Here is a 14,659-nt window from a genome sequence, read left to right on the forward strand (position 1 = left end):
AAAAGGGCTGTTTTGGGCGCGATCAAAGCCTCGCGCCCAAAACAGCCCTTTTTGCATTTTCAGAGTTGATAACCCTGCGAAAGAACGAGCAGTGTCCTGCCATATGGGGTTTCCAAAGGGGCTCAGCCCCTTTGGCCGCCGGAGGCATTCTTTTCTTACCTCAATAATTCGGCCGCGCCATGATGGTGCGGACGGCTTCGCGCATCCGGTCGCGGATCAGCGCGTCACTGACCGGTTCGTTGATGACCAGACTGACAGCCTGCCGGTAGCGGGCCGGCAGTTTGTTGAGCGTCAGCGCGTAGAGATCCTCGATGTCGGTGCGCGTGGCGACGAACTCCGGGAATTCCTCAAGCACCATGGGGATGAAGTTTATCACGCGTTCTTCGTTGCCGTTGCGGATGGAATGGAAATCGAGTCCCAGCGCTGCAAAGTCCATGGCATCCTCCGCAAAAATGGTCTTTTGATCCTTGTTACCCGGACTTGCGCAGATTGCAATGCCTTTTGGACGGCAGCCCCTGTTCGTGCCAGCGCCAGGCCGTGGCCACGATGTCGCGCAGAGCGCCGTAGCGCGGGTTCCAGCCCAGTTCCCGGATAATGGCCCCGGAGTCGGCGTAAAGGCCTGGCGAGTCGCCGGCCCGGCGGGGGCCTTCGACCATGGGCACGGGCTTGCCCGAGACTTCTTCCACGGTGCGGATCACTTCGCGCACGGAGTTGCCCGTGCCGGTGCCGAGGTTGTAGATGGCGCTCTTGCCGCCGTCCAGGAGCCGTTTGACGGCCAGGATGTGGGCGTCGGCCAGATCGGCGACGTGGATGTAGTCGCGAACGGCCGTGCCGTCCGGGGTCGGGTAGTCCGTGCCAAAGACTTCCACCCGGGGGATGCGGCCCAGGGCGGCGGCGATGACCAGCGGGATCAGATGGGTTTCGGGATCGTGGTCCTCGCCGATCTGGCCGTCCGGGTCGGCCCCGGCGGCGTTGAAGTAGCGCAGGGCCGTGTAGGTCATGCCGTAGGCGGCGTCGAAATCCTTGAGCATCTGTTCGATCATGAGCTTGGACGTGCCGTAGGGGCTCATGGGCCGGGTGGGGTGGTCCTCGGTCAGGGGCACGCGTTCGGGCGCGCCGTAGGTGGCGCAGGTGCTGGAGAAGACGATGTGGCGGCAGCCGGCCTTGCGCATGGCCGAGAGCAGCGACAGGGAGCCGGCCACGTTGTTGCGGTAGTATTTTTCCGGGTCGGTCACGGATTCGCCGACATAGGCGAAGGCGGCGAAATGGAGCACCGCGACGGGCTTGAACTCGGCGAACACTTCGTCGAGTTCGCCGCGGTTGAGGATATCGCCGCGCACCAGCGGCCCCCAGTTCACGGCCCAGTCGTGGCCGTAGACCATGTTGTCGTAGGTGATGGGCGTGAATCCTGCCGCGGCCAGCGCCTTGCAGGTATGGGAGCCGATGTAGCCCGCGCCGCCGGTGACCAGAATGTTGGTGGCCATGGTCCGTTCTTCCTTGGTTTTACTTGTCCGCGAGGATCGCCGCAAAGGGCTTGTCCGCGTCCTTCTTGCCGCGCCCCTGGGCAGGCGCGCCCAGGGTCATGGTCATTTCACGATAAAACGTGGTGGCGCTTACGCGCAAGGACAGACCCTGCCCCGGAGAGAGTTTGTCCAGGCCCAATTCCTTGGCCGGCAGGCGCATCTCCAGGGCGATGTGGGGCAGGGGCTTGTCCAGCACCTGGACCAGCCCGGTCTCGTCGATGCGCGTCAGGCGTCCGTCGTCCTCGATGCGAAAGAGCCGGGGGACCAGTTCGAAGCGCCCCGGATATTTGCGGTGGGGCTGAGGCAGCAGGCAGGCGGCGAAACGCCGAATGCCCGCCCCGGCGTCGACCTCGATCTGCAACTGGTAGGTTTCGGAAATGGGGAATTCGCCCTCGTAGGCCAAAAGAAATAGGTCGGCGTAGTTCTGGGCCAGATGGAACAGGTTCAGCCCGTCCTGGCTCCAGCTCATGTGCACGTCGCCAAAGGGCACGTGGGGCGCGGCCGTGCGCAGCCAGGGCAGGCGCGTGCCGGCCTTGTCCGGCCAGTCGGCCAAGCCGCCGTCGGTCAGCGACGTCGGCGTCGCGGCCGGGTGGATGGGGACCACGGCCGGCTGGGGCGGGGTGGTCCGGCCGGCGCTGGCGGCGTGAATGGCCGGGGCCTCGCGGTTGGCCGGGGCCATGGCGGCCAAGAGCGCCTCGTAGGGGGCATTGTGGATATCGACCAGGCCCATGTTGAAGTCCTCGCCGTCGCCGCGTCCGCCGGTCGGCTCGTCGTAGTACTGGAACCAGTGCACGGCGGCGACGTTGGGGAAAGCGGCGAAGTGGCGCACGGCGGCCGAGGCCCCGGCGGCCCGCTCGGCCTGGGTTTGGACATGCATCAGGTGGCCGTTGTTGACGTTGCTTGAGCGGTTCTCGTTGGCCGCGAAGAAGAATTCCGAAATGAGCACCGGCGTGTCGGTGAGCTTGGCCAGCCCGTCGAAGTAGTAGGGGGCCACCCAGCCGTCGGGGGTGTCCACGTTATAGTTGGTGGACAGCACGTCGAGAAACCCGCGCGAGGCCAGGACCGCGTCCTGGTTGTAGTAGAGCGGCAGCCGGTCGCCCATGACCAGCCGGCCCGGGTCCACGGCCCGCAGCGCCTTGTGGACGAGCTCGTAGTAGCGTCCGGCGCAGGCGGCGGTCACCTTGTTGATGAGCGCGATGCCCCGGCCGCCGGGCCGCAGTTTCAGTTCCGCGCCGCCCTTTTTGAGATCCTCGAAGGAATCAAAGCCCGCTGTCGGTACGAAGTCGGCCAGGAGCTTGTCCCACTTGCCATGATAGTGGTCGTACACCATGCGCCAGACATGGCGCTTGGCGTAGATGGCCCATTCGTTGCCGAGGTACCACTTGAACAGCGGCGCGTTCCACCAGCCCACTTCGTTGTCCGTGAAGTAGCCGATGACGGCCGGATTGTCGCGGTAGGGCGCGGTCAGTTCCCGGGCCTTGGCGATGGTCAGCTCCAGGGCGTCGGGGGCGAAGGGGTCGAACCAGTGCAGCCGGGCGTTGCGGCCAAGATCGATCTCGGGAACCAGGGGCAGGGCCATGGCCGTGGTCGGGTCGGACCAGCCGCCCCGGGTGTTGAACCCCCAGGCGTAGAGGCGTTTTTGCGTGTCGGCGGCCCAGGCGGCCTGATCGGGGTAATACTTCTCGAAATAGTAGCCCCGGTCCCGGGTATTCTTGTCGCCGCCGTTGACGGTGTTGACGCCCATGGAGAAAAAGCGTGGCCCGCCGGGCAGGGTGAGCCACCAGACGCCATTATCGCGAACCGTGCCGAAGCGGTCGGCCGACCCGGCCGGGGCCGGCCCGGCCAGGACGGCGAGGCACAGCAGGGCCATAAGCCCCGAAAACAGGAAGCGGAAGGATTTTGGCATGTGCGGCACAACGGTGGTCAGGAGTTGCGGCTAGGCCAGGGCATCGGCCAAAAGCTTGGCCAGCACCACATCGGAGTCGAAGTAGCGGGCGGCGAACGCCTTGGCGGCGGCGCTGTGGCGGTCCCAGTCGGCGCGCACGGCCTCGATGCCGGCCAGGGCCTCGGCTTCGCTGGTGAAGGACAAGACCCCCTCGCCCACATCCATGAAGCGGGAGTAGCCGGTGTCCTGGACCACGGCCGGCCGGCCCGAGGCCAGGTAGCAGGCGGTGCGGCAGGAAAACCAGCCGCTTTGGGTGGCCACGTAGGCGTTTTTGGCCGTGGAGAACTCGGCGTAGCTGTCCCAGATGTAGTCGCGGTAGACCCAGGGCGTCTGGGACATGGAAAAGCCGTCGCGCAGCTTCCAGCCCTTTTCCTCCAGCAGTTCGCGGGGCGGCTTGCCGCCGCCCAGGGCCAGTTCCAGCTCGGCCGTGGTCTTTTGGGGCAGATCGAGCATTTTTTCGAATTCCAGGTTCTTGCCGCCGTACTGCACGCCGCCGACCAGCGGCCCTTTCTGGGCCGGCTGCCAGGAGAGCACGGTGGTGAACGTCTGCCGGGCGGGTTTTGCCGGCGCGTCCCCCCAACTGGACAGCACGATGGGCTGGCGGGTGGGAATCCAGTCGATGACCCCCTTGGGCACGGTGCAGAAGTCCTGGCCGACGTTTTCGCCAAAGGAGAAAAACACGTCGTGGCGGCGCATGTTTTCGATGTTGCGTTTTTCCTCGTCCGTGGCCGTGCCGTCCAGGAACTGCGGGAAGCTCGACTGGGTGTAGAGCGGATCGGAATCGATGAGCACCTTGACCGGGATTTTCGCGTAGCTCTCGCGCAACTGGCAGGTGGTCGAGATGTTGAAAAAGACGTCGGCGCGCCCGACCACGGCGTCAAGCTCCTCGGCGGACATGCCCCAGTGCCGGTCGTCCGGCCCGATGACGCAAAAGCGCTTGGCCAGCCCCGGGTCCAGGGCGGCGAGGTAATCGCCCAGATACTTGGTGTGGTAGGTCAGATCGTCGACAAAGGTGACGTTGAACGGATCGTAGGCCCAGCCGCCAGTGTCTTCGAGGTAGTAGACGTCGTGGCCGAGGCGGTAAAAGCCGTGGAGGTACTGGATGTAGTCCCAGGCCACGCCGCCCAGCGGATAGGTGGCGGCCAGGCCGGAAACGATGATGGTGCGTTTTTTCATGTTGTTGTCCGGGTCCTTTAGGCCACCAGCGGCGCGGGCGGCAGCTTCTCGGGTTTGCCCTTGCCCATCTGGATGGCGTGGAGCCGGGCGAATTCGCCGTTTTGGGCCATGAGTTCGTCGTAGGAGCCCATCTCGTGGATGCGCTGGTTCTTGATCACCAAAATCATGTCGGCCCGGCGCATCATGGACAGGCGGTGGGCGATGACAAAGGTGGTGCGGTTTTGCATGAGCCGCTCCAGGCCTTCCATGATCAGCGCCTCGGTCTCGGCGTCGAGCGCCGAGGTGGGTTCGTCGAGAATTAAAAGCGGCGCGTCCTTTAACAGCGCCCGGGCGATGGAGATGCGCTGGCGCTGGCCGCCCGAGAGGTTGGCCCCTTTTTCACCGAGGATGGTGTCGTAGCCGTCGGGCAGGCCGACGATGAAGTCGTGGGCGTTGGCCAGGGTGGCGGCCTGGATGACTTCTTCGCGGCTGGCCTGGCGTTTGCCGTAGGCGATGTTGTCGTGAACGCTCATGGGGAAGAGCTGGGTTTCCTGCAAGACGATGGCGATGTTGTCGCGCAGGCTGCGCAGGGTCACGTCGCGCAGGTCCTGGCCGTCGATGACGATGGCGCCTTTTTGGGGATCGTAGAAGCGCAGGAGCAGGCTCACCAGCGAGGTCTTGCCGGCCCCGGTCTGGCCCACGATGGCCACGGTGGAGCCGCCGGGACAGGTGAAAGCCACGTCGTTTAGGACCATCTTTTCGGGCGTATAGCCAAAGGTGACGTCCTTAAAGACGACTTCTCCCCGGCCCACGGCCAGCTTGGGGGCGTCGGGCTTTTCCGGCACGGCCTCGTTGACGGCCAGGACGTCCATGACCCGCCTGGCCCGGGCCAGGGACGCCCGGATGCCGGCCACGGTGTCGCTTAAACTGTTAAGCGGCGTGTACAGCGAGGCAAGGTAGGAAATAAAGACCAGCAGTTCGCCGGTGGACAACGTGCCGTCGAGGACATGGCGCACGCCGATGTACAGGACCAGCGCCGTGCCCGTGGCCGTGATGCCCGAGACCAGCCAGCCGTAGACGGTCTGCAGGGCGTAGAGCGACAGCTTGCGGTCAAAGGAGTGCTGGGACTCGGTGACGAATTTGCGCCGTTCCTCGTCCTCGCGGCCAAAGGCCTGGACCAGGGTGATGGAGGAAAAGATGCGCTCCACCGTGGTGTAGACCTGGGACTCCTTCATGTGCGTCTCGGTGGTCAGGTCGCCGATCTTGCGCGAGACCCGGGAGATGGCCAGAAAGAGAAACGGTATGACGCACAGGGCGTAAAGCGTCAGCTCGGCGTCCATCTGCAGGCACACCACCAACATGCCGACAAGCAGCGCCGAGCTGGTCAGCGTGGTGAAGACGCCGTTCATGAGCAGCGTCTGCACGGCGTAGGTGTCGCCCATGATGCGGTAGATGAGGTCGCCGGTGGGCCATTTCTGGTGAAAGAGCAGGGACTGGCGCTGCAAGTGGTCAAACAGGTCGCAGCGCAGGTCCTGGACCATGTCCTGGCCCATGCGGATGGTCAGGTAATTGTTGCACAGCTGCACGAAGCCGACCAGAAAGTGGACGCCGACCAACATGCCCACCACGCACAGGAGCTGATAACTCACGGTCCAGGTTTGCAGGTCCGGCTGCCAGCCAAAGACGTCCAGGGGCTTGTGGCCGATGATCTGGTCGATGGCGAGCTTGAGCGGCCAGGGTTTGAGGAGTTCCATGGCGCTGGCCATGCCGACCAGGCACAGCCCCAGGATGAAAAGGTGCCGGTAGGGGCGCAGATAGCGAAGCAGGGTGCGAAACATGCTCATGGCGTCATTCCTTGGCGGCCGGGCCGCCAGGGCCGCTTTGGACGAAAGGTCCGCGCGGCCAGTCCGGGAGAGGTAGAGAACCCTTCCGGGCGCTTCCGAAGGTCGGAAGCGTCTGTACGGCCTTTGGGCCGGCCGGGCAAGGGGCTTGGCCGGCCGGCGGCCTCACGCAGGCCGCCCCCGGCCGTCAGGCTTTGGCCGTGACGGAATCCGGGGGCGGCGCGTTGTCGCTTGGGATTAAGCGGCTTCGATGGTGGCCGGGGCCACGGGCTCGGCCGGGGCGGTGATGTCGTCGGCGTCGTCGCGGGCGACGGTCTGGGGCTTGACGACCCTGACCACGCGCTCGTCCTTGGGCTCAGAGGCCGAGCAGCCCGGACGGGTCACCATGACGTACTGGGTGATGGTGGCCACCAGGGCGGCGGCGCGGTAGAGGCCAAGGCCCATCCAGCCGGTCAGCGCCAGGGCGGCGGCTCCGGCGGCCATGGCGGCCAGGGGCTTGACCATGGCCAGGACGCCGGCGGTAATGACCAGCCCGGCCAGGGCGGCGGCGGCGATGCCGGAAGGCAGCACCGAGCCGGCCATGCGCACGAACCGCTTGTCGCCGCCGTGGTTCTCGACCGTCACCCGCAGCCGGGCCGTGGTCAGGCGGCAGGTGCGCACCGACAGGTCCCAGGGCGGGGTGTTGGACGAGGCGGCAAATCCGGAATCCAGGGCGTAGTTGACGCCAAGGGTGCGCAGCAGGCCGATGACCGAGGCCAGCAGTTCGTCGCGCTCCAGGCCCTTGTTGTTCCAGAAGAAGCGGTGGAACGACAGGCGGTGGGCCAGAATGCCGGCGGTGCCGGCCAGGCGGCGCATAAAGCCGATGCGCGGCAGGTTGGCTTCGTCGCAGGCCGAGGTGTCGGCCAGGGGCAGCGGGCAGGCGTTGACGCCCGCGCCGCGCTTAAGCGAGGCCAGGGTCTTGTAGCGGGTCCAGCCGCGCAGCACCGGCTGGGCCAGGGTCAGGCCGGCGATGGTCAGGCGCGAGGCAATGCAGTCGTGGTGCTTGGGCAGCCGGGCCTTGCTCACCCGGTAGCCGACGAAGGCCAGGGTGGCGGCGGCCATGGCCAGCCCCACGCCGCCGGCGATGAGGCTAAAGGGCGTGGCGAGCATCAGCGCCAAGGCCACGACCATCCATTCCATGGACAGGGGCAGATAGGCGGCCAGGCTCCCCTTGGGTTCGTAGAGGGTCTGGAACAGGCCCATGCCGAAGGCGCCATGGTAGACCACGGGGCGGGCGGCCAAAAGCGCGCCGGAAATGTCGCCGTAGATGCGGCCGGCCCAGCGGGAGTTGCCCAGCAGGTTGAAGCGGAACTTGTGCTTGGGAATGAGCAGCGCCTCGGCCCGGCCGTAGCCCTTTTGCTGCTTGAGATACGCCGAAACCGTGCAGCGGCGATGGTGCCACACGAACATGGCGGCGGAAAAGCCGATGATGTGGCCCTGGTCCTGGAGTCGCCAGCACACGTCCACGTCGTCGCCGGCGGCGCGGTAGGTGGCGTCGAAGCCGCCGATGCCGGCCAGGTATTCCTTGCGGTAGGCCATGTTGCAGCCCGGGATGTGCTCGGCGATCTCGTCGGTTAAAAGCACGTGGGTCGGCGCGCCGGGGGACACGGCCACGCAGGCGGCGGTGCGGTTGTCGTCGGGCGGAGGCAGGTTGGGGCCGCCCACGGCCACGAAACGCTCGTCGGTAAACGCCCAGGCCATGTAGTGCAGCCAGTGCGGGTCCACGTAGCAGTCGGAGTCGGTGTAGGCGACAATCGTGCCCCGGGCGGCGTTCATGCCGACGTTGCGGGCGGCGGACAGACCCAGGTTGGGCTGGTGGATCACCTGGATGTAGGGCGCGGCCGCGGCGTGGCGGTCGGCGATTTCGCCGGTGGCGTCGGTGGAGCCGTCGTCGACCACGATGACTTCAAAGTTGGGGTAGTCGACCTTGGCGAAGGAGGCCAGGCAGCCGTCCATGGTGGAATCGGCGTTGTAGGCGCACACGACCACCGAGATAAACGGCGCGTCGGCCGGCAGATGGGGCAGCTTCTGGCGGTAAACGTCGGCCACGGCCTTGTAGGCCGGCTTGGGCTTGCGCACCTCGGACACGATGCCGAACTTCCAGTCCTCGACCAGATGGCCGCCGGTGAACCATTCGTCGGTCCAGGCGAAGACCATGGTGCCGGAAACGCCCAGTTCAAAGGAGGCGTGCAACTGCCAGGACAGGGTCTCGCCCACGTGCTCCTCGTCGTTGCGAATGGAGTCCATGCCGAATTCGGACAAGACCAGCGGCAGTTCGCCGGCCACGTTCTGCAGCCGCTTCACATAGGCGCGAAACGCCTTCTCGTCGTGGAGGTAGACGTTAAACGACAGGAAATCCAAAAACGGCAGGCGCAGGTATTCCGTGGACGGGTAGTTGGCGTAGGTGACCAGGCCTTCGGGATCCTCCTCGCGCACGATGTTGGTGAGCTTTTCGAGGAACTTCTCGATCTTGCCCGCGCCGTGCCAACGCACGATGTGGCTGGGGATCTCGTTGCCGATAAGCCAGGCCAGGATGGCCGGATGGCCGGCTAAGGAGGCCACGGCCTCGCGGATGGTCTTTTTGATGTCTTCTTTGACTTCCCACTGGTCGAGGAAGCACAGGTGCTGGGGCCAGGGCACGCCAATCATGACGCGCACGCCGTAGCGGGCGGCGATGTCCAGGAAGCGGCGGGGCGGCACGTAGTAGACGCGGATGGCGTTGATGCCGGCGCGGCGCATGAGTTCGAAGTCATGGGCCACGGTTTCGTCTTCGGGCAGCGGTTCGCCCCGGGAGTTTTCCGGGAACGGGCCGTAGGTGACGCCCTTGATGAAGAACTTGTCTTCCCCGGCAAACAGATACCGGCCCCTGGCGCGGATGCGCGGGAGGGCTTCGACGCCGGCGAGTCCTTCTTCGATCTGGAACATAATTCCCCTTCTCCTTGGGTTGGGCGAACCTTCGCCCGCTTTAGCCGTCTGCCGTTTCGGTAACCGACGGCGGCGGCGTACTTTTCTCAGTCTGGGCAGGATCTTTTTTCAACCGCCCGGAATGTTGTGATATCTTTGGCAGTTCTGGGCCGGGCGGCCGCCTGCTCGCGGGCCTCTTATAGCAGGTATCGTGCCAGGATGTCCGAGGCAGGCCCCAGGCGGGTCGGCGGGCGCGGTTACGCTCCCAAGGGGGCTGTGGTTACGAAAATTGCGCGTTCGATTACGAAAGCGTAATCGCCATTCCAGACAACGAGTTGGTTCATGATTTCAGGATGTTATTTTGGGGCGGCCGCGTCGCCGTCAAACATTGTCGCGACGGCCCGGATGGCTTGAGAAGGCCACGCCCGTCGTGTAGGAAACGGCGACTTTGCCAATCGGGTATGGTCGGACAAGCCTTCCCGCCCTCCGCAGGAGTTCCCGTGGACAATCCGTTGATCGGGTCCGGGCGCGAATCGTCGCGCGACCTGTTGCTTCTTGGTTTGATCGTGACCGTGGGGTTCGTGCTGCGTTTCGCGGAGCTCGGCACGCCCGGCTTGATTCGCGACGAGGCTCTGGTGCTGGTCGCCGCCGAGCACGGTCCGCTCTATATCTGGCTGCGGGCGCTGACCACGGACGCGCATCCGCCGTATTTTTATTATATCGTCAAGGCGCTGCTGTTCATGGGGCACTCGGACTTCGCCTTGCGCCTTTTTCCGGCCGCGGCCGGTACGCTGTCCGTCTATCTGCTCTTTCGCCTGGGCCGGCGTCTGTTCGATCCGGGCACGTCCCTCATCGCGGCCGCCCTGCTGGCCGCCTATCCGCTGCATCTGCAGATGTCGCGGCTGCTGCGCCCCCATCCGTTCATCGTCTGCCTGACCATTTTGGCCATGGCCTGGCTCCTGGATTTTATCCGCGACCCCAGCCGCCGCAACCTGATCCGGCTGGCCGTGCTCAATGCCGCCTTGCTACTGTTTCATTTCAACACGCTGCTGATTGTCGGCACGGAAGCGGCCTGCCTCCTCGCGGTCCTGCCTTTTGCCTCCCGCAAGGCCGTCTTGGGGCGTTATCTGCCGTTTTTGGGGATCACCGGGCTTTCGCTCCTGCTGGACCTGCCCTTGCTGCTTTTGCGCCTGGGCAAATTTCCCGGTTTTGACCTCAATTTGTCCATGGCCTGGACCCTGACCCGAAGCGTGGTCAACCTCGACAAGATGCTGGCGCTTTTCCCCTTGCCCTGGGTGAACATCGCCGGTTGGGCGCTTTTTGCCGTCGGCGTGGCCTCCCTGGTTCGCACCCGCCGTCTGGCCGCGCTGTATCTCGGGGCGTTTATCGTCCTGCCCCTTGGCGTGCTGGTTCTGGCCAAGTACGGTCTGTTCTACGAGCCCTGGCATATTGCCTTCATTATTCCGGCCTTGCTGCTTTTTTGCGCCAGAGGGGCGAGCGCGCTCCTGCCGCGCCAGGGCGCAGCCCAGCTTGCGGCGGCGGTGGTTCCGTGCCTGGCGGCCGTGTTGTTCTTTACGGTTCAGCGCGAAACTCTTTACGCCATGAATTCTTCCATCTTCGGTTACGAAGAGTGCTACAAGAAGATGGCCATCCATCTACAGCCGTTTCTCAAATCGCCTTCGGCCGTCATGTTCAATGAGAGTTTCGAGCGCAACTTCGTCAACTGGTATCTGCGGCAGTTCACCACCACCGATCTCGCCCGCAATCGCATCCTGCCGACGGACTCCGTTGTTACGACGGCCCTCGTGGCCGATGGGCCGATCTACAGCGACCAGGACCACCCCGAGGCGGTTCGCCAGGCCGCGGATAAGCTGCTCACCGACTGCGGCGCGCCAGCTGCCATCGATGCGCTGTCCTGCGCGACCATCACCGCCTGGGACATTGCCCGCCGGCCCGGGACCGTCATCGATGCGCTGCCCTATAAAGGCTCGTTTACCGCCTATGCTCCGGATTTCCTGCGCACGGTGTTCCAGGCTGAAAACCTGCAGATTCTCTTGTCTCCCCTGGCCCACACCATCGCTCCGGCCGCCTACGACCAGCCGGGACGCTTTACCGTGCGGTTCGAGAACAAAACCCGGGCCACGGTCAGTGAGATGGCCTTGGACACGGTGCTGCGCCGCTCCGGGAAGGGGCATGTCTTTCAGGTTTTTTGCGCCTATGACGACGAGGAGCCCCGGCTGGTGTTCGACCTGCCGCCGGATTGGACCGCGGATACGGCGCGCATCCGTTTGCAGCGGCGCAAGCCTTTTCAGCATCTCTCCGTGACGGTGGCCATGGCCGATCCGGAAAGCAATGTTTCCTTTTACGGCCTAAGCGACAGCATTCGCTTCGAGAAAATGGATTTGGCCGTTTCCGAGCCCGATGGGGCCCTGGATGCGGACGTTGCCGTGGACATGGAACAGATCGGCGAGATCGAAACCGTGCCGGAGGGCCGCTTCCGCTGGGGTTTTGGGCCGCAAAGCGCCATGCGGTTTCATCTGGAGCGTCTGGAGCCGATGCGGCTGGAGATGGCCTGCAACAATCCCATCCCCGGCCAGACCATGGAGATCCTGGTCAACGGCGTTGTCCTGGCCAAAGTCGGGCCGATGGCGGTCCAACCCTGGCTGGCGCAGACCACGCCCGTGCGTTTGGACTTCGTTGGAAAAGCCGGGGACAATACGGTGACGCTACGTTACGGGACGTACAACCATCAGGAGCCGGCCGCGCCGGGGAGCACGTTTGCGCCCGACGACGGGCGTCGCCTGGCTCTGGCCTTTACCACGCTCAAGCTCTCCCGCGCCGGGGAGCAACAGGATTCCTTCGTCGTGCTGGCGCGCTGAGGGGACTCTACCCCTCCCGGGCTACCGGCAGCCGGATGTAGAAGGTCGCGCCGCCCTCGGCGTTTTTCGCGGCCACGATGTCGCCGCCGGCGTCCTTGATGATGCCGTAACTGATGGAAAGCCCCAGGCCCGTGCCCTTGCCGATCTCCTTGGTGGTGAAAAACGGCTCGAAGATCTTGGCCGCCAGCTCCTTGGGAAAGCCCGCGCCCGTGTCCGAGAGCCGCACCTTGACCGCGTCGTGGTTGGCCGTGGCCTTGATGACGATGCGCCGGGGGCAAGCCGGCTCCCGCTTGGCCCGCTCCTCGATGGCGTCCCGGGCGTTGACCAGCAGGTTGATCATCACCTGCTCCAGCCGGTTGGGGTCGATGCGCACCGGCGGCAGGTTCTCGGCCAGGGCAAACTCCGTCTCAATGCCGCGAAGGGCCAGCTGCTCGGCGAAAAATTCCACCGACCGCCGGGCAATGCCCCCCACGTCCACCAGCTCCGCCTCGTGGTCGGAGATGCGCCCAAATTCCCGCATATGCCCGATGATCCGGGCCGCCCGGTCCACCTGGTTGCCGATGAGGTCGGTTAAGCGTGTGAGCAGCGGCAACGGCGGGGCCTCGCCCCGGCCAAGGTGGCGGCGCACCAGATCGACGCTGGTCTGGATGACGCACAGGGGCTGGTTGATCTCGTGGGCCACGCCCGTGGCCATTTCGCCCAAAGTCGCCATCTTGCCGGCCTGGATGAGCTGCTGTTCGGCCTCCAGGCGTTTGGTGATGTCGGCCACGGTGACCAAGAGCACTCGCCGGCCGGCGTATTCGGAAAACGAGGTGTGCATGGATACGAAAAACGGCCGGCCGTCGCCCGTGACATGGCGGGCCTGCTCCACGTCCTGGCCGTCGATGACCGCGGCCATGGCCGCGTCGCGGCGTTCGTCGTAAAACAGGTCGTGCAGCGAGCGCTTGGTCAGCTCGCCGCGCGGCAGCTCGTACATGGCCACCGCCCCCCGGTTGCAGTCCAGCACCGACAGATCGTCGCGGTCGATGACGAACACCGCGCCGGGCACGTTGTTGAACACATCGAAATACTTCTTTTCCGACCGCCTCAGCGCCAGCTCCAGATCCTTGCGCGAGGTGATGTCCAGGCACATCTCCATGGCCGCCACGAGGTTGCCCTCGGAGTCGTAAACCGGCGAGGTGGTGACGATCCAGTCGGCCCGCGTGCCGTCCCGGTAGCAGCCGGTCTCCTCGGTGGTGTGGGAGCGGCCGGTCTCGAAGGTCTTTTTGACCGGACAGGACGGACACGGCGCGTCCAGATTCTTGTAGGCCTTGAAGCAGTATTCGCCCACCGAGGCATTGAACTTCTCGGCAAAGGACCGGTTGAAGCGCAGCAGGCGCAAGTTGCGATCCTGCACGGTCACCAGACACGGCACGCCCTCGAAAAGGTCCTGATACAGATCCTTTTGCAGCTCGATCTGGCTGTTCTTGGCGATGAGGTCGCTGCCCATCTGATGGATGGCCCGGGAGAGCTGGCCGATCTCGTCGAGGCGGTCCTCGTCGATGCTGACCGGCTTCTTGCCCTTGGCCCAGGCTTGGGCCTCGCCCTCGATGCGCGACAGCGGGCGCTTTATGAGCACGAAAATGACCAAGAACAAGGTCAGGATGGCCGCGCCGAATACCAGGGCGGCCAGATAGACGGTGTTCTCCTTGAATTCCTCGATCAGCGACTGGCTCTCGCGCAGGGAAAAGGCGATGTCGAGGACCCCGAGAATCTGCTCGCTGTCCTTGTGGAAATGGCAGCCGGCCGGCTCGGTGCAGCCCGGCTCGTTGGCGATGGGCCCGACGATGCGCAAAATCTGCTCGCCGCCCACGGTCTCCCGGGCATACAGCCGATGCTCCAGGGTGGGCGACACGGCCGGCGGCGTGAGCTGGTGGCAGACCTGGCAGGGCGCGGCCGAGGTGTCCAGGCGCGAGCCCGGAGCCTCGCCCTTGCTCGTGAACATCACCTGGCCGGCCTTGTTGATGATGCGGATTTCCCGAATCTCGGGCAGCCGGCCAAGGTTGGCGACAATGGCCCGGATGTCCTCGCGGGAATTGAGCAGCATGGCGTAATCCAGGCCCAGCCGGGCCGTGGCCAGGACCCGGTCGGCTTCCTTGACGCCGGCGTTTTGGACAAAGCGCTCCTCGCGGGCGACCTGGAAACCGGCCCAGACAAAAATGCAGCCAAAAAGCACCACGGCCAACGGGATGCCGATCTTGATGCTCAGATGGCTGCGTATGAAAGTGAGCAAAGGGGACATGATTGAAGAAGCCTCCGGCGGCCGGGGGGATCATCCCCCCGGACCCCCTGGAAGGGGGGTAAGGGGTCGGACGGTTGCGCGGCGTCCGGCGT

The 14,659-nt window shown here is 65.0% G+C and carries 8 protein-coding genes; 1 reads left to right on the forward strand and 7 read right to left on the reverse strand.

What is annotated here, in order from left to right:
• Positions 1 to 160 precede the first annotated feature (160 nt).
• The 6 genes from DMR_RS05985 to DMR_RS06010 form a co-directional block, all read right to left on the reverse strand.
• Positions 161 to 436: a late competence development ComFB family protein gene (locus DMR_RS05985; RefSeq protein ID WP_015860005.1), complete on the reverse strand. Its 276-nt coding sequence runs from the start codon at positions 434 to 436 to the stop codon at positions 161 to 163.
• Positions 437 to 470: 34 nt separating this feature from the next.
• Positions 471 to 1,484, reverse strand: coding sequence for a UDP-glucose 4-epimerase GalE (gene galE / locus DMR_RS05990; protein WP_015860006.1), 1,014 nt, complete (start codon positions 1,482 to 1,484; stop codon positions 471 to 473).
• A 19-nt stretch (positions 1,485 to 1,503) separates the two neighbouring features.
• Positions 1,504 to 3,429 carry a hypothetical protein gene (locus tag DMR_RS05995; protein ID WP_043600162.1) on the reverse strand — a complete coding sequence of 642 codons (1,926 nt, stop codon included), beginning with the start codon at positions 3,427 to 3,429 and terminating at the stop codon, positions 1,504 to 1,506.
• Between the two features lie 30 nt (positions 3,430 to 3,459).
• On the reverse strand, positions 3,460 to 4,644 hold the full coding sequence (locus DMR_RS06000; protein ID WP_015860008.1) for a hypothetical protein: 1,185 nt from the start codon (positions 4,642 to 4,644) through the stop codon (positions 3,460 to 3,462).
• A 17-nt stretch (positions 4,645 to 4,661) separates the two neighbouring features.
• Positions 4,662 to 6,467: an ABC transporter ATP-binding protein gene (locus DMR_RS06005; protein WP_015860009.1), complete on the reverse strand. Its 1,806-nt coding sequence runs from the start codon at positions 6,465 to 6,467 to the stop codon at positions 4,662 to 4,664.
• A gap of 234 nt (positions 6,468 to 6,701) precedes the next feature.
• A complete protein-coding gene (locus tag DMR_RS06010; protein WP_015860010.1) occupies positions 6,702 to 9,428 on the reverse strand; it encodes a glycosyltransferase in 2,727 nt (908 codons plus the stop codon).
• Between the two features lie 479 nt (positions 9,429 to 9,907).
• On the opposite strand from DMR_RS06010, the gene DMR_RS06015 reads away from it, so the two are divergent.
• A complete protein-coding gene (locus DMR_RS06015) occupies positions 9,908 to 12,286 on the forward strand; it encodes a glycosyltransferase family 39 protein (RefSeq protein WP_148208370.1) in 2,379 nt (792 codons plus the stop codon).
• 7 nt (positions 12,287 to 12,293) lie between these two features.
• Here the strand turns inward: DMR_RS06015 and DMR_RS06020 are convergent, their stop codons facing one another.
• Positions 12,294 to 14,567, reverse strand: coding sequence for a PAS domain-containing sensor histidine kinase (locus DMR_RS06020; protein WP_015860012.1), 2,274 nt, complete (start codon positions 14,565 to 14,567; stop codon positions 12,294 to 12,296).
• Positions 14,568 to 14,659: the final 92 nt, after the last annotated feature.

The organism is Solidesulfovibrio magneticus RS-1 (genome assembly GCF_000010665.1).
GTDB classification, from domain to species: domain Bacteria; phylum Desulfobacterota; class Desulfovibrionia; order Desulfovibrionales; family Desulfovibrionaceae; genus Solidesulfovibrio; species Solidesulfovibrio magneticus.